This is a genomic window from Citrobacter sp. Cpo148, from assembly GCF_030332375.1.
GTDB lineage: Bacteria > Pseudomonadota > Gammaproteobacteria > Enterobacterales > Enterobacteriaceae > Citrobacter > Citrobacter portucalensis.
In genome coordinates, this window is the sequence record NZ_JAOWHY010000041.1 from 159,799 (window position 1) to 175,225 (window position 15,427).

At 47.1% G+C, this 15,427-nt stretch carries 15 protein-coding genes and 2 pseudogenes; 11 read left to right on the plus strand and 6 right to left on the minus strand.

What is annotated here, in order from left to right; translation table 11 throughout:
* Together dndC and dndB are read right to left on the minus strand one after the other, a co-directional pair.
* Nucleotides 1-1,623 carry a DNA phosphorothioation system sulfurtransferase DndC gene (gene dndC, locus OGY10_RS06615; protein WP_000041165.1) on the minus strand — a complete coding sequence of 541 codons (1,623 nt, stop codon included), beginning with the start codon at nt 1,621-1,623 and terminating at the stop codon, nt 1-3.
* Nucleotides 1,620-2,705: a DNA sulfur modification protein DndB gene (dndB, locus tag OGY10_RS06620; protein WP_000179013.1), complete on the minus strand. Its 1,086-nt coding sequence runs from the start codon at nt 2,703-2,705 to the stop codon at nt 1,620-1,622. Before dndB ends, dndC begins: the two co-directional genes overlap by 4 nt.
* A 184-nt stretch (nt 2,706-2,889) precedes the next feature.
* Between dndB and OGY10_RS06625 the strand changes: the two are divergent.
* The 5 genes and pseudogenes from OGY10_RS06625 to OGY10_RS06645 form a co-directional block, all read left to right on the plus strand.
* A pseudogene (locus OGY10_RS06625) lies at nt 2,890-3,039 on the plus strand (IS3 family transposase); the annotation flags it as partial.
* A gap of 395 nt (nt 3,040-3,434) precedes the next feature.
* A complete protein-coding gene (gene mtnK, locus OGY10_RS06630) occupies nt 3,435-4,694 on the plus strand; it encodes an S-methyl-5-thioribose kinase (protein WP_065811021.1) in 1,260 nt (419 codons plus the stop codon).
* Between the two features lie 9 nt (nt 4,695-4,703).
* Nucleotides 4,704-5,819, plus strand: coding sequence for an S-methyl-5-thioribose-1-phosphate isomerase (mtnA, locus tag OGY10_RS06635; protein ID WP_052900955.1), 1,116 nt, complete (start codon nt 4,704-4,706; stop codon nt 5,817-5,819).
* Nucleotides 5,820-5,849: 30 nt separating this feature from the next.
* The gene (locus OGY10_RS06640; protein WP_052900952.1) at nt 5,850-6,491 is read left to right on the plus strand and encodes an L-fuculose-phosphate aldolase; all 642 of its coding nucleotides are present in this window, start codon (nt 5,850-5,852) and stop codon (nt 6,489-6,491) included.
* A 103-nt stretch (nt 6,492-6,594) separates the two neighbouring features.
* A complete protein-coding gene (locus OGY10_RS06645; protein WP_000471144.1) occupies nt 6,595-7,599 on the plus strand; it encodes a GRP family sugar transporter in 1,005 nt (334 codons plus the stop codon).
* Nucleotides 7,600-7,639: 40 nt separating this feature from the next.
* Here the strand turns inward: OGY10_RS06645 and OGY10_RS06650 are convergent, their stop codons facing one another.
* From OGY10_RS06650 to OGY10_RS06665, 4 genes are all read right to left on the minus strand, one after another.
* A complete protein-coding gene (locus OGY10_RS06650) occupies nt 7,640-8,626 on the minus strand; it encodes a sugar-binding transcriptional regulator (protein WP_000373366.1) in 987 nt (328 codons plus the stop codon).
* Nucleotides 8,627-9,164: 538 nt separating this feature from the next.
* A complete protein-coding gene (locus OGY10_RS06655; RefSeq protein ID WP_286576504.1) occupies nt 9,165-9,740 on the minus strand; it encodes a YagK/YfjJ domain-containing protein in 576 nt (191 codons plus the stop codon).
* 197 nt (nt 9,741-9,937) lie between these two features.
* Nucleotides 9,938-10,531, minus strand: a complete 594-nt coding sequence (locus OGY10_RS06660; protein ID WP_033805134.1) for a hypothetical protein — start codon at nt 10,529-10,531, stop codon at nt 9,938-9,940.
* Nucleotides 10,532-10,627: 96 nt separating this feature from the next.
* Nucleotides 10,628-10,834, minus strand: a complete 207-nt coding sequence (locus tag OGY10_RS06665) for a helix-turn-helix transcriptional regulator (RefSeq protein WP_000213332.1) — start codon at nt 10,832-10,834, stop codon at nt 10,628-10,630.
* A 483-nt stretch (nt 10,835-11,317) separates the two neighbouring features.
* Here OGY10_RS06665 and OGY10_RS06670 point away from each other — a divergent pair, with 483 nt between their 5' ends.
* From OGY10_RS06670 to OGY10_RS06695, 6 genes and pseudogenes are all read left to right on the plus strand, one after another.
* Nucleotides 11,318-12,202, plus strand: coding sequence for a hypothetical protein (locus OGY10_RS06670; protein WP_286576506.1), 885 nt, complete (start codon nt 11,318-11,320; stop codon nt 12,200-12,202).
* 82 nt (nt 12,203-12,284) lie between these two features.
* The gene (locus OGY10_RS06675; RefSeq protein WP_286576507.1) at nt 12,285-13,160 is read left to right on the plus strand and encodes a GTPase family protein; all 876 of its coding nucleotides are present in this window, start codon (nt 12,285-12,287) and stop codon (nt 13,158-13,160) included.
* 243 nt (nt 13,161-13,403) lie between these two features.
* Complete coding sequence (locus tag OGY10_RS06680) at nt 13,404-14,120, plus strand: helix-turn-helix transcriptional regulator (RefSeq protein WP_072420580.1); 717 nt, start codon at nt 13,404-13,406, stop codon at nt 14,118-14,120.
* Nucleotides 14,121-14,155: 35 nt separating this feature from the next.
* Nucleotides 14,156-14,608 (plus strand): hypothetical protein, encoded by a 453-nt coding sequence (locus tag OGY10_RS06685; protein WP_072420579.1) that lies wholly within the window; start codon nt 14,156-14,158, stop codon nt 14,606-14,608.
* A gap of 71 nt (nt 14,609-14,679) precedes the next feature.
* On the plus strand, nt 14,680-15,153 hold the full coding sequence (locus OGY10_RS06690) for a YfjT/YkfB family phage-associated protein (protein ID WP_096002207.1): 474 nt from the start codon (nt 14,680-14,682) through the stop codon (nt 15,151-15,153).
* A 119-nt stretch (nt 15,154-15,272) separates the two neighbouring features.
* Nucleotides 15,273-15,427: pseudogene (locus OGY10_RS06695) on the plus strand (DUF932 domain-containing protein); the annotation flags it as partial.

Consider the following 15,427-nt stretch of genomic DNA (forward strand, 5'->3'; position numbering starts at 1 on the left):
TTATTTCTCCTCCCCAATCAGTAACGAGGATTCACTGGCATCAACAATTCTGCGCTGTAAAACCTGAAGTTCAGTTTCCAGCTTTGTAAGTTCTTCCTGATGAATATCTCGTTCAACTCGTTTTTGCAGAGTGACCTGTTGTTGTTCAATTTCTTCGAGAGTGCCCCAGTCCTGCTTTAAAATCGTGCCAAGTTTGTCAAAAATGCCCTGACGACGGCTTAAGCCTTCCATTGAAACTTCCAGCTCGATGAGTTTCATCACCATTTCAGGCACAACGTCAAATCCCTGCGCTATCTGCACCAACAGATCTGCATCGCTGGCATCAAAGCGCGACTGATCGTCCACCACCCAGTCTAAATCCTGTTGATACACTTCACGGTAAATACCCGGCAGCGTGTCATACCAGTCTGGTTCATTAGGATCTTTCAACCACTCCTGACGAATCGCATGCAGCTCTGGTTTGGTAATTAACGTAATGGTATGGCCTTGAGCATTCAAATCGCGCTCTATCTCCAGCAATTCTTTGAGCCATTGCTGACGGTATTTTAGCCAGTAAGGACCTGGAACATGCTTACGCTCAGCCCCCGGCTCATCACTTTCTTTAGCGTACTGATAGCTCACCTTACCAGTACGGCGCTTATAGTTTCGAAACGTGTCTTTATTCACCGGATCGGTGGTAAATGCCAGCAGATCACGATATTTCAGCAACGGAGACATCCATTCTTCACCGTTTTTGATCAGGCTTTCCATCGCCTTATCTTTAGTGACAACGGTACAGGTCCAACAGCCAAAACGCGAGTTGCCGCAGGAAGGGGTACTATCATCAATTACCAGAGGACATTCACCCTGTGCGGAAGAATCCATATACAACGTCCACAGTGGACGGTTGTTTCCACCCCACGGGCTTTCCCACTCGTCGATATCTTCAGGGGCATAGCGGAACGCGCCCCGCAGCAGCTTCCAGACATCTTCTACATCCCAGGTATCAATGGGGGTATAGATGAATGCATTTGCCAGCGTGGTATGCCGGGCAAGGCGTGATCCATCAATCTTGTGCTTTGCGATCACCTGCGCACGAGAAGCACTTTCACTACTGCGCGAACCAAGTACGACGATGACTTCATCAAACTGGCTGACCTTATCTTTAATAAAGTCACTCACCGGGTTGATTTTCATGCGCTCAGTGCACCAACGGAAACTACGAGTTGGAGCCGGATAACCTTTCCCCAGCAAATTGACCCAGAAGGTTTCATTCGTTTTAGGCGTTACCGCGTGTTGAGTGATCGGCAAGCCGTTACGCTTCGCTCCCGCCTCAATCTGCAACATCGTTTTCTTAATCAGATCCACGACTACCGGTGTTTCGACCAGCGTATCGGACGACACCACAAAAATATCTTTGCTGCGCATTTCCGGGGGCAGGCCGAGCAAGGCCAGATACACCAGCGTGATCACAGCGGAAGAATCTTTCCCACCGCTGTAGCCAATCACCCACGGACGTTTATCCGCACAATAAATTCGTTGAACCTCAGCAACATATTCGGCCAGAGGACGTCCGGCGAACTGTTCCTGATTAATAAAATCTTCGTATTCGGCCAAATCATAGGCCTGAACTAATTTACTCATGAGACAACCATTTGAGCTTCAAGCTCCTGTTCTTCAGGAGTGAGGGGAATTGAGAGTGCGGTTTTTAGCGCATTGCAGGTTAACTGGATCGCGGTACTGGTTTTACTCAACTTCCCATGCTGCATCGCTCGCTTGATGAGGTCCGGATTGTTTCTACGCCAGTTAAATGTTTTGAGTGCAGCGATTTTCTCCGGCCATTGCTCAGGATAATCCGTCAGCAGGGTATATCCTAGTTGCCCAAGTGCCTGCAATCCAATGCCATGAGCGTGAACATAATCTTGTCGCAATTGAACCGGTGAAACTTCCTTTTTAGCCGCTAATTGCCAATCAGGCATTACACTAAAAATAGCCTGCCAATATTGGGTAGCAATGTGGGTGCATTCCTCAAAGTTATCCTCTTTGGGATCTTTGCCCAACAATGCGCGGGTAGCCTGCTTGATGCTGCTCAACGTAAATAGCTTATTCGACCTCTGGCTAATGCCAGATTTTTCCAGTTCCGTCATCCCAACAAACGGCTCTACTGACATTGCCAGATAACGCGCCAGATTCGAACAGGCATCGCGATGATCGTATAGCGACGCCAGCGATGGGCTGGGGCGAATGGCGTATTTATTCAGATCGGCGAACATCTGCTGGCTACGCTTTAAGCCTTCATCGACAAAGAACAACACCGGGATATTATCCTGGCCCAGCTCCGGACGAGCGTCTAAAGCGTCTTCAATCGCTTTACGGCGATGTTGTCCATCATTGATTAGAATTTGCGCATCCATTGGTACGCACAACGTCCCCAGATTGTTAGAACCTGGAAACTCATCAAATTGAACGTCTACGGCAATGGAAGCCGTCAGAGCTGAAAACACATAATCTTTAGGGTTTTCCAACAAATAACGTACCATCTCGGGAATGCGCGATTTATTTAGCGTGCGCTGTGCGCGTAATTCCGGTGGCACATCATTTTCATCAAAACTGAATATTTTCGGGATGATACGCATCGGGCATGTGGCGATATAGAAAGGGCGACCAGCCTGAATGCCACGTATAGCCGGAAACGAGTAGCAGTAATCTGCATCAACACTAGCCATGCTGTAATCCATAAAAGCATAAGGTGAATTTTGTTACGTTATATTTTACGTAACACTGGCTAGAAATTACAGCTTTTTCACGTAATAAATTGCGTACCACCTTTCAATATACCCGCAATTTTGCTCTATAACCCAGAGCAACCGTGCAGACATGCTCTGTACTTCTGTAGAGCGCTAACGCATAAGCTTTAGCGAAGCTGCTCATGCGATCACAGACTATATCATCGGGTATTACAGCTCGCTAAGACCGCATGACAATAACGGCGGGTTGCCCCCAAACGAATCGGAACACCGCTACTGGAAAAACTCTAAATCGGTGGCCAGTTTAAGTTGACCACTTCAGATGGGCTGTTGGCCCTCGAATCTACTTGTCTATTAGCATCGGCATGACAAATACCATGCACCCTTCTAACAAAAGACATAAGAAAAATACATATGTATAAAGTGAGTGTAATTTATTCTGTCACTTCAATATTTCCTTTCGCCTAAGATTGCCCGCAATTATTCCCCATGCAGTACGATTGTTTTGGTTTAAATTATTGAATTATATGCAAATTATTGGCGTCCGCCCATGCTGGTTCCTGTAAAGAACATGACTCCATACGACATCATTTCTAATTTTCTCCAGTTCAAAAAATCTACACACGTCACAAATGCTTTTACATTTGATAATGTATAGTTGTCACATGACAAGTTGATTATCATTCTGTGTAGACAAGGAGAACTGTTATGACGGATTCAATTCCATCAGGTTACAAGCCGCTGACATGTGACACGCTGCCGGGTTATCTCTCGTCCAGACTGACCCCTTCATGCGAACCGGGAGGGTTACCTGAAGAGTGGAAAGTTTCAGAAGTGGGGGACGGAAACCTGAACATGGTGTTTATCGTTGAGGGGACACATAAAACCATCATTGTAAAACAAGCTCTGCCCTGGCTTCGCGCAGGGGGCGAAGGATGGCCTTTATCTCTGAGCCGTGCGGGCTTTGAGTACAACGTCTTATGTCAGGAAGCCAAGTACGCGGGTCACACACTGATTCCGCAGGTCTATTTTTACGACCCGGAAATGGCGCTGTTTGCCATGGAGTATCTGACTCCTCACGTAATTCTGCGTAAGGAACTGATTAACGGTAAAAAATTCCCTAAGCTAGCTGAAGATATCGGCAGATTTTTAGCACAAACTCTCTTCAATACGTCTGACATTGGCATGTCAGCAGAACAGAAAAAAGCGCTTACTGCCGAGTTCGCGTTGAATCATGAGCTGTGCAAAATTACGGAAGATCTGATCTTCACAGAGCCCTATTACAACGCTGAACGGAATAACTGGACTTCTCCTGAGCTGGACGATGCCGTCCATAAGGCCTGGGCTGATGTAGAGATGATCCAGGTTGCCATGCGTTATAAGTACAAATTTATGACAGAAGCGCAGGCATTGTTACATGGCGACCTTCATTCAGGCTCAATCATGGTGACCGACACGGATACCAAAGTGATTGATCCGGAGTTCGGTTTCATGGGGCCAATGGCGTTTGATATCGGCAACTATATTGGCAACCTCCTGCTGGCGTTCTTCTCACGCCCTGGGTGGGATGCGAATGAGCAACGTCGCGCTGACTATCAGGAATGGCTGCTTCAGCAGATTGTCCAAACCTGGTCCGTTTTCACCCGGGAGTTCCGTCAACTCTGGGACAACAAAACACAGGGCGACGCGTGGCCGACAGAAATGTATCAACAGAACAGGGCCGCTCTTGAGGACGCACAGGATCAGTTTTTTGCCACGCTGCTTGAAGATTCCCTGGTGAATGCCGGCATGGAAATGAATCGCCGGATCATTGGTTTTGCTGGCGTTGCCGAGCTGAAACAGATTGAAAATACAGAGCTTCGCGCAGAATGTGAACGACGTGCATTGACCATGGCGCGCGATCTTATCGTCAATGCCCGCCAGTTTAAAAATATGGATTCCGTCATCCAGTCTGCGAAGGTTAAGTAAGAGGTCATTATGAATATTAAAGGTAAACACTACCGTACGGTCTGGGTTTCCGGGGATGGAAAAGCGGTAGAAATCATCGATCAGACTAAGTTGCCTTTTAAGTTCGAGGTGGTGGCGCTTACCTCTGCGGAAATGGCCGCTACGGCTATTCAGGAGATGTGGGTTCGTGGCGCTCCGCTTATTGGTGTCGTTGCAGCCTATGGTATCGCGCTGGGAATGAATCACGATGCCAGTGACATGGGTCTGCAGCGTTACTATGACCTTCTTATCAAAACCCGACCAACGGCAATTAACCTCAAATGGGCTCTCGACAGGATGATAGCCACACTGAAGGATCTCTGTGTATCAGAGCGCAAGGATGTGGCTTGGGCGCTGGCGGCAGAAATTGCCGAGGAAGATGTCGCGTTGTGTGAACAAATTGGATTACATGGTGCAGAAGTCATCAGCGAAATAGCCCAGAAAAAACCGGCCGGGAGTGTGGTCAATATCCTGACACATTGTAACGCAGGCTGGCTGGCGACTGTAGACTGGGGAACAGCGCTTTCTCCCATCTACAAAGCGCATGAAAACGGAATCCCTGTTCACGTCTGGGTGGACGAAACGCGGCCACGTAATCAGGGCGGACTCACGGCATTTGAACTGGGCTCACACGGTATTCCTCACACCCTGATCGCCGACAACGCGGGTGGCCACCTGATGCAACACGGTGACGTTGATCTCTGCATTGTTGGGACCGATCGAACCACGGCCAGAGGGGATGTCTGTAATAAAATTGGTACCTATCTTAAGGCGCTGGCGGCCCATGATAACCATGTTCCCTTCTACGTCGCGTTACCTTCTCCCACTATTGACTGGACTATCGAGGACGGAAAAAGCATTCCGATTGAGCAACGTGACGGAAAAGAGCAGTCCCATGTCTATGGGATAAACCCTCAGGGAGAATTGAGCTGGGTCAATACCGCCCCTGAAGGAACCTGTTGTGGGAACTACGCTTTCGACGTCACGCCTGCCCGATACATTACCGGCCTCATTACTGAGCGCGGAGTCTGTGCTGCCAGTAAGTCAGCGCTGGCGGATATGTTTGCTGACCTGAAGAGTAAAGCACTCCAGGATGAGCAGCATTAAAACGACGACCACTGCTGTTAAGGAGCAGGAATGGAAAGGATTAAGTTAGCAGAAAATATCATTTCCACTTGTCGGGAAATGAATGCGTCAGGTCTTAATCAAGGAACATCAGGTAATGTGAGTGCCAGGTATACCGGTGGCATGTTGATTACGCCGAGTGGGATCGCTTATTCAAAGATGACGCCGGACATGATTGTCTTTGTAGACGATAAGGGAATACCTGAAGCGGGTAAAATACCATCAAGTGAATGGTTATTTCATCTGGCGTGTTATAAAGCCAGACCAGAATTGAATGCTGTCATACATACGCATGCGGTGAATTCTACGGCGGTGGCAATACATAATCATTCAATTCCGGCCATTCATTATATGGTGGCGGTATCGGGGACGGATCATATTCCCTGTATTCCCTATTATACCTTTGGCAGCCCTGAACTGGCCGACGGTGTATCTAAAGGGATCAGAGAAAGTAAGTCCTTGCTGATGCAGCACCACGGTATGCTGGCCATGGACGTCACGCTGGAAAGGACGTTGTGGCTGGCGGGTGAAACCGAGACGCTGGCTGATTTATACATCAAATGTGGCGGATTACATCACGATGTTCCCGTTCTGTCTGAAGCCGAAATGACCATTGTTCTTGAAAAATTCAAAACGTATGGTTTGAAAGCATAATTACAGCTTTATTTTAATTAATAACATATAGCAGCCATTCGCGGAATGGCTGCAATCCCCTCTGTCCACAACGATTGATTATAACTACCACAAGGAGTTATTTATGTTTATCGTGGAATCGTATGCTGTCGCCATAATAATGTGTTTTATTACCATGATTTGCTGGGGTTCATGGGCGAATACAACCAAACTTGTCAGCAATAAAAAATGGGAGTTCCCTTTATTCTATTGGGATTATTCAATTGGATTATTGCTGTGTTCTTTGTTATTTGCCTTCACGCTGGGTTCTATGGGCGAAGCCGGTCGCAGCTTTATACCTGATATTCAGCAGGCGAGCAGCAGTAGTCTGATGTCGGCAATACTGGCAGGGATTATCTTCAATATTTCCAATATTCTTCTGGTCGCTTCTATTAATCTTGCCGGTATGGCGGTAGCTTTTCCGGTGGGCGTGGGGCTGGCACTGGCTCTGGGTGTGATCACCACCTATATCGGCAATCCGCAGGGCGATCCGCTCATTCTGTTCCTCGGTGTCGCCTGCGTTGTGATCGCCATTATTTTTACCGCGATAGCCTATGGTCGTGTCACTCAGGAGGCGGATAAATCTCGCCGTAACAAAGGACTCATCACTGCCATTCTGGCGGGTATCATCATGGGATGGTTTTTCCGCTTCCTGGCGGACTCCATGTCTGACAATTTCAGCCAGCCTGCCAGCGGTCTGATGACGCCATACTCCGCACTTGTTCTGTTTGCCGTGGGGCTGTTTTTGTCGAACTTTGTCCTTAACACGCTGGTCATGAAAAAGCCTATTTCAGGAGAACCGGTCAACGGGAAAATGTATTTTTCCGGGAGTTTACGGGATCATGTGTGCGGCTGGCTGGGCGGTATGATTTGGTGTGTCGGTCTGGCATTCAGTCTGATTGCGTCTGGTCAGGCGGGTTATGCCATTTCCTACGGTCTGGGACAGGGTGCCACGATGATTGCCGTGATCTGGGGGGTCTTCATCTGGAGAGAATTTGCCAGTGCGCCAGCCGGAACCAATAAACTGCTGCTGACCATGTTTATTTCATACATTGTGGGTATTGTTCTTATTATCGCCGCTAATCAATAAAATCCTGCCCCATATCCACATGGGGCAGTTGTTCATTCTTTTAGTGTGGTAATTCACACGCCAGCAAAAACTCTGCCGTTCCTTCATCAACAATCAGGTCCGTGACATATCCTCCCAGCAGGGCACCCAACGTTGCGTCATAGCCTCTTTCCCCACCTGCAAGGAAGATCTTCCGTTCAATCTGCCTTAACTGAGCCAGACTGATTCCCAGAATACGCTGGTCAACATCAGCCACGACGGGCATCCCTTCCTTGTCATAGAAGCGGCCACAAATGACACCTACTGCGCCTAAATCCCGATACGTCTGCATTTCCTTCTTATTCAGCACGCCCACCCGAATCAGGGGATTTTCATCAAGCGCGTTACCCACGACAAAAAAGGCTTTCGTACAGCGAGTCAGAACGTCAAAATTCGATCGAATAATAGGCTCTGCCTGTAACTCCATGGCCAGTCTTGCGCTTGATACCACTGCGGGAACGTGCAGCGAGGCGACACGGCCTGAAAGCTTGTAGGCGATTTGCGATGAGGATTCAATAATCGTCAGGTCTGGTTGAGAGGGCATGGAACCGAGCATCTGAATAACGGTGACATTTTTACATGACTTCGGCGTCATGGTTTTGCTCATCTGATGAATTGTTCTTCCCCAGGCAACTCCCAGCACATCACCATTCTCAATTACCTGATTCAGATACATGCCACCGGCACGTGAAAGACGAGTACGCATCAGCTTTGTATCATCACGTTTTCCGGCATGTTCGCCATCAGGCACGATGATCACTCTCTGGAGATTGAATTTATCGCGAATTTGCAAAGCAGCGTCGATAGAGCCAAAGACATTCACATCCAGGTTGATATGAACCAGTCCATTTTCCCGGGCTGTTTGCAGGTATTTGACAACCGTGACGCGGGACACCCCCATGATAGCTGCAACTTCAGTCTGGCTTTTGCCTTCCTGATAGTACAGCCATGTTGCATGAAGTACGGGATCATCATTGAACAGGCTGCTGTTTGTTTGATCTCTATCCACTTTTGTATACCTGTATTAAACCGGGGAAATGCTCATCTTAACCCTGTTTACCCGGAGAGTTGATGCAGATTGCCAGTGGCATGATTTTATACAGATATTTTATTCTTTTACATTAAATACACCAGCACACCATTTAAGCGATCGCCCTCTGTTCCCCATGCTAAAAAGCCGGAGACATACTCCAGATTTATAGAATTACTGAGAGTACACCCCTCCAGCATAATCAACGGTTCGCCGGTTGCGGATTCGTTAGAGGTGATAAAATGTCTGTTGCCGGTATTGACGAGGTAAAAACTTCAGCATGTGCATGTTGGCACCCTTGCAAAGACGTTATGTGCAATGTTGTATTCAGTTGACCGTTGCCATCGAGGGTGCGAAGGATTTGGCGAACATAGTATTGCCTCATGCCAGACAATTTGCAGGCGTAAACCGTCCCAGCAGGACTGACAGACACCGTGCTGTTGAATGGTTTAAAGGTGTTATGAGGGTGGGAGTAGTGTTGTTCTCACACAATGAGATGCTGGCGTAAAAAATTGCTTTACTTAGAGACATTCTTACGTGGCCGTCCACTCGAAGGTCGTTCGGGGACCTCATTGCAACCAAACAGTAACAGCCCATGCTTCTGCTGAATTTTGGTCATATACGCCAGTACCTGTCGGATGTTGGTGATACTGTCCGGATCGTCGTAACGTACCGGAATATTGATATTGGCATGGTAATGCTCTTTAAACTCACACCGGTGATACCAGCCTTCCCGGTCAGTTATATCGCTCCAGTACAAACCGACCTGCTGCGCCCAGGGATAGGTATTCTGTGTTTTACTACCATCCAGCCAGAACACGACATGGGCATGGTAGTGGTGGTCTTCTGTCCATTCGATAACCCAGAAGAAACCGGCTACCGCTTCGGGTTGCATCATACGGTTCATCAGTTTTCGGATATCCCATTCGAGCTGCCGGTGATCCTGCAGGAAAAACTTAGCGGTATGATTCTGATAGAACAGATCGATGCGTAGTGCCCGCAGGCAGGAGTAGCGGTCAACCATTTCGTCGATATGATTGTTCAGGAGGGATCCCAGGAACCAGTCTTGCTCCCATCGTTGTTTGTTTTGCATAGGATAAATTTCTTTAGTGCTGGCAAGGGCCAGCCAGTGGAATACACCAGGCCTTCAGGAAGGGTCATGGCTGGGGGGAGCTGCATGGATTGAGGGATGGTTGTAAAAAGGGAGTACCTATTAATTATATTAATTAACCTAAATTAATTTTCACTCCCCAATAACCCTCAAATCCCTTGCAGGACTATGGATGAAGCCTAACTCAGTGGTTCAGCTGTCGTCCGCCATGCAAAGCAGACATACTCGTCCATCATACTGGTCAGCGCAGGGTTTTCAGCCTGCCGGTCATTGATCCAGATATCCATCTCTTTGTCTTTTTTGAACCTGAGGTTATCGGTCCAGTCATCAAGGCAATTCCCCAGCATCAAATCGTACCAACACAGCCAGACCAGCTTCAGACGCAGCTCACTGCCGCTGAACTGGCGGAACAAACTGATGAGCTTATTTGCCAGAGGGCGTTGTTTTAAACGCACGCACTCAGACAGCAAAATCCCCTCCAGCATGGGATGGTGAGCCAGCAGATGCTCCTGGGTAAATAAACTGACGCTCAGGTCTTCATTAACAGTCAGTGGGGCTGCTGCTCTACCATAAATAATCCGGTGCAGGCACTGGGGGACAATAGCAATAACCTCTTCCTCTCCCGGAAACTTAAGGCTGCCAACCGTCAGGGTATGATGGTGGTAGATATTCTGGTGACACATCCCCGATCTGACCGTCAGCTTCGTAAAATCAGTCAACCAGACCTGATAATATCTATAAAGTTCTTCGTAACGAGGCTTGTAATCTTTCATAGTTCAAATTCCTTAAGGCTTAAATGACAGACTGCAGAAAACCTCCGGAGTAACCGGATAGTTATTATTCTGCTGAGGGTTTAGTCTGGTAGGAGGTTATTTACGGGACTGGTCGATTCTTTCCTGTAGCCAGTTTTCGACTTCGCTTTTTAACCATCGGGAGCTTCGGCCCAGCTTGATGGGTTTGGGAAAGACTCCATCCTTAATGAGCTTATAAATCCACTTATCTGTCATTTGCAGCAGACTGGTGATAAATGCCATGTCAACGAACTGGTCTTCGGTCAGTGAGGGGCGGGTAGTCATGATTTGTATCTCCGGTTAAGAAAGGGAAGCCGGATTAGTGAAGTTTGATAACGACGACTGCTCCGGGACATATACAGGTGGAGATACGTAAAAAAAGAGAGTTATGATTACCTCTGTTCCTACTTTGATATCCGTGCAGGTCTTTTTCAAATAAATAAGATAATGAAGTGTGATTTCTGGTAGTGCCATTTTTTAGATGGAAAATTGTATAGCAACTAGTTGCTGTCTATATTGGAAGCGGTTGCCACTATTAATCAAAAAATGTAAGAAGAGTGTGTATTAACTAGAGTAGTAATAATTTCTATTTAGCGCTGAAGAGAGAAATGTGATCATCATTCTCATTTGCCTATGTAAACTACATCACATAACTGTCATTTTTCCCTTGGTTCTTATACATGAATGTTATTGATATACAGTATGGATTTATGATAAAAGTCATTAATTCACTGTAAATCACTTAGTGATATCAAGGAAGGTGCCGTTATGGTTAAGCTGGTGGGGAATGACAGTAGTAAGATTAAATATCTTGAAAATAAATTAATTGCGAATGGTTATCATTTCTATTCTGGTGGGGTAGATAAAGATTACCGGGCATATCAGGTGCGGGTTTTCAATTATCTTATTTCACTGAATATTCCAGAGCAGGAAATAAATGCTTTCTTTGCTAAAGTAGATAATAGCTATGCAAGCGGCTTTCCATCCGAAAATGAACTGGATTGGTACCGTAATGATCCACGAGCAAGCTTATGGTTGTCTTGTGAGTTATATGAGAAATTAAAAGAAGAAACTCCTAAGTACAATATTGATTTTCTATCTCCAGAAGCATTACAACCTGATCATAATGTGAGAATTGAAGCGATACGTCATTGTATGGATGAATGGCCTATGTATTTTACAACACCGGCTGAATTCATTAAGGATAAAAGTATTGAGTGGGCTGAGTTACTTGATCAACATGATTTATTCAGAAGTGTTAGATCCAGTAAGGTCGATGTCTGTTCTTGGCTAAGAGATTACTTAAGAGGGAATACATCAATAGGTCTGAAACGTATTTGTGGTAATTCTTCCGAGGAAATAATGTCGTGGTGCTATGCAAGTTACTTTATCTGGAGAAAAAACAACCTGCATTCTCCGGATTCTGTCGAGTTGTTCATTAGAAAGTTTAAGAGTGCCTGGTCCACTCAAAAAAACAGGAATAAAAATAAAGAAGAGAAAAAACTTGTGACAATGAGTGTAAATATCTCTCAGCAAGCTCATGATATGCTGAGAGATATGTCTATGAAAGACTCGATGTCAAATAACGCCATTATAGAGAGTGCTATCCTTAGGTTATATGATAGTAAGAATAGTAAAGTACATTCCAAATAATTTCGGACAGATATTATCTCAGTGAATCCCTGCCTTCCTGACTGGAAAGCGGTTTTTTTATTTTTCACGCTGAGACTACTGTATGAATAAACCTGATGGCCTTCAGGCCTTTGAACAACCGCTTGCGTCGCTTCCGCGCACGCTTCGCCAGCTTATTCTTGAACGTATCCAGAACCTGACCCATTACGAGCCGGTGATTGGCATCATGGGCAAAAGTGGTGCTGGTAAATCCTCTCTCTGCAACGAACTCTTCCGGGGCGAGGTGTCCCCGGTGAGTGACGTGAACGCCTGTACTCGCGACGTACTGCGCTTCCGGTTGCGCAGCGGTCGTCACAGTCTGGTGATTGTCGATTTACCGGGTGTAGGTGAAAACGGGCGACGGGATCATGAGTACCGGGCCCTGTACCGTCAAATGCTGCCGGAGCTGGACCTGGTGCTGTGGGTCATTAAGGCCGATGATCGGGCACTGACCGTGGACGAGCAGTTCTGGCTCGGTGTGATGCAACCTTACAGGCAAGAGGTACTGTTTGTGATTAACCAGGCCGACAAAATCGAACCCTGTTATGAATGGGATACCCTCACCAGCAAACCTTCAACACACCAACAGGGAAATCTTAAAGCGAAGCAGGCTGCGATTATGGCGATGTTTAAACCGCATCATCCGGTCTGTGCGGTGTCCGCCAGCACTGGATGGGGCATTGAGGATATGGTGGCAACCATGATGCGCTGTCTGCCTGACCGCGCCACCAGCCCGGTGGTGACACAACTGCACGGGAGACTCTGCACAGAGCCGGTAAAGTCGCAGGCCCGTGACAGTTTCGGTGACGCTGTGGGCCGTGTTTTCGATACGGCTGAGTCATCGTCATTGCTGCCTGCGCCATTGAAAACGGTGATTCGTACCGTGCGTGATGCGGTGGTGTCGGTCGCACGGGCCGTCTGGGACTGGATATTCTTCTGATATCGCAATTTTCTCTGCGAATGATGAACTGGTTGTTAATGATGTGTTGATTGTGGACACGTCCTTTCCACTGCGTTTTATCATCAATTAAATCAGGCGAAGCATCATTATCTGTCAGACGAGCGCCTACAAGGCTGGACTGCTCATAAAAAATAGTTCCGATGTTGTCCATACCCTGTCCACTCCTTCCTTTAAAGTAATCATTATTAATTCATAGAGTTAACTTCTCAGGAGAAATCTTTCATGACGCTTCAGGAGCGGCGACATGACCGGCTTGCCGTCAGGTTGTCGTTGATTATCAGCCGCCTGGTGTCCGGTGAAACTCTGTTTATTCGCAAGCTGGCAACTGAATTCGGGGTGTCAGAGCGCACGTTACGTCGTGACTTTCGGGAACGTCTGATGTATCTCGACCTGGATTATTACCAGGGGCAGTGCAGTCTGCGCTCAGATATTCACAGTACGCGGCAGGAAATAGATATTCTGACCTTTGCTCACCGCACGGGGCTGGCCGGGGTTTTCCCGGGCTTTGACCGGCGACTGGTCAGCAGCCTGCTGGACTGTGATGATCGACCCTGTCTGGTATGGCATCAGGACAGACCTCATCCCCCGGCAGGAAAACTCTGCTTCTACAGGCTGGTCAGAGCTATTTCGGGATGTCAGCGCATCACCATTCTGACTGAAGGGGAGCGTCATGAGGCCGTTGCACCTTACCGGCTAATCGCCCTGGATGGTTACTGGTATCTGGTCGCTGAACATAACAGGCAATTACGTGTCTTCCGGCTGGATGAGATTCATCTGGTAAGGCCATCCCGGGAAACATTTATTCGCAGTGAGCTTCTCTATCAGCTGTCGGAAGATAAACATTTTATCTCTGCCTTACCTCATTTCCATTTTATTCAGCAGTCGCTGAATTCATTTTCTCCATCAGAAAGTCGGGGGCAATCCGGACACACTGATTAGAGATAGTCTCCATAATTGAATGTAAGGTTAATCTAATGAAAAAATTGAAATTATTTTCTTTACTGCCAGTCATGTTGTTCCCCCTGCTTATCGCAGGTAATTCTCACGCAGCACGTCCTTATAGCGGGTTCCTGCCTGCGGCAGTGAATAATAAGAGTGGGAATATATTCTGGTGTGATGCCCACCGACAGGTCAGAAAACTGTGTACAGCGACGGAAGTGGATTCAATGGGATGGTTTATTGTTGTTCGCTCGAAACCTTCCAGAGATTGTCCGGGTGGCATATGGGGGTGGATCACTCCCAGTAAAGATGATGTGGCAACAGGGTATACCATTACGCCAGGTAAAGAATTCAATCTGACCATGAAGGATATGTGCAGTCCCGATATGAACGTAACGTTCCGCCCGAATAAAAAGGACCCTCGTTATGACGATCTCGTCGGGATTTATGCCGGGAAAGAAGCGTTTCGCTACAAACAAATAAAATAACCCAACTATTTATTCATTTCTTTATTGTTTTGCACAACAAAAGCTTTATTACATGATTTTAGGACAACATTATGCGACTGCCTTACGTAATAGTTACATTAGCTATGCTGGCTTCTGTATCAACAGCACAGGCTATTCCCAATATGTGGACGAGTGGTTTTGGGATGGGCGTGACCGAATATATCATTACCAGCCCGGATAAGGTGGTGTTTAATCTGAACTGTACTGGCAATCCGGATGCGCAGAATATTCTGCAACACGGTGTTGATCTCACCCTGCCTGATGGGACATCAATAAGCTCTCATGACGACGGGACAGAAATAACGGTAGTCATGGATAGCAGCCAGTATCCGTTACCTTCATCCCTCGGCTGGCGAAATGGTGATAATGCCTGGGTGTCATTTATTGACGCGCTGGGTCAGTCGTCCAATTTCGATGTTTACGTCAACAATAATAAAGTTGGCTCCTTCAGTCCGGGGCTGAAGAATACGCAAAAAGAGCTGTCTGACCTCAGTGAATGCCGGACCACACACTACAGCGATTAGTTACTTACATTTCAGACCTCTCCACCCCACAACATACCAACACCAGATAGCAACAGGCCATGCTCCTTCGGGAACATGGCCTTTTTGTTTTTAATTCATTATCAGATAAGGAGTTAGCTATGCGATTAGCCAGCCGCTTTGGTCGTATAAACCAGATACGCCGTGACCGGCCTCTGACCCATGAAGAGCTGATGAGTCATGTACCCAGCGTGTTCGGGAGTGACAAGCATGAATCTCGTTCAGACCGTTATACCTACATCCCGACCATCACCAT

Bases quoted from the DNA above. Each gene is read 5' to 3' on its own strand.
- OGY10_RS06655 (WP_286576504.1), bottom strand. From the start codon at position 9,740: ATGCAAAACAAACAACGATGGGAGCAAGACTGGTTCCTGGGATCCCTC.
- OGY10_RS06640 (WP_052900952.1), top strand. From the start codon at position 5,850: ATGGAAAGGATTAAGTTAGCAGAAAATATCATTTCCACTTGTCGGGAA.
- OGY10_RS06670 (WP_286576506.1), top strand. From the start codon at position 11,318: ATGGTTAAGCTGGTGGGGAATGACAGTAGTAAGATTAAATATCTTGAA.
- OGY10_RS06665 (WP_000213332.1), bottom strand. From the start codon at position 10,834: ATGACTACCCGCCCCTCACTGACCGAAGACCAGTTCGTTGACATGGCA.
- OGY10_RS06680 (WP_072420580.1), top strand. From the start codon at position 13,404: ATGACGCTTCAGGAGCGGCGACATGACCGGCTTGCCGTCAGGTTGTCG.
- OGY10_RS06660 (WP_033805134.1), bottom strand. From the start codon at position 10,531: ATGAAAGATTACAAGCCTCGTTACGAAGAACTTTATAGATATTATCAG.
- mtnA (WP_052900955.1), top strand. From the start codon at position 4,704: ATGAATATTAAAGGTAAACACTACCGTACGGTCTGGGTTTCCGGGGAT.
- OGY10_RS06690 (WP_096002207.1), top strand. From the start codon at position 14,680: ATGCGACTGCCTTACGTAATAGTTACATTAGCTATGCTGGCTTCTGTA.
- OGY10_RS06685 (WP_072420579.1), top strand. From the start codon at position 14,156: ATGAAAAAATTGAAATTATTTTCTTTACTGCCAGTCATGTTGTTCCCC.
- mtnK (WP_065811021.1), top strand. From the start codon at position 3,435: ATGACGGATTCAATTCCATCAGGTTACAAGCCGCTGACATGTGACACG.
- dndC (WP_000041165.1), bottom strand. From the start codon at position 1,623: ATGAGTAAATTAGTTCAGGCCTATGATTTGGCCGAATACGAAGATTTT.
- OGY10_RS06675 (WP_286576507.1), top strand. From the start codon at position 12,285: ATGAATAAACCTGATGGCCTTCAGGCCTTTGAACAACCGCTTGCGTCG.
- dndB (WP_000179013.1), bottom strand. From the start codon at position 2,705: ATGGCTAGTGTTGATGCAGATTACTGCTACTCGTTTCCGGCTATACGT.
- OGY10_RS06645 (WP_000471144.1), top strand. From the start codon at position 6,595: ATGTTTATCGTGGAATCGTATGCTGTCGCCATAATAATGTGTTTTATT.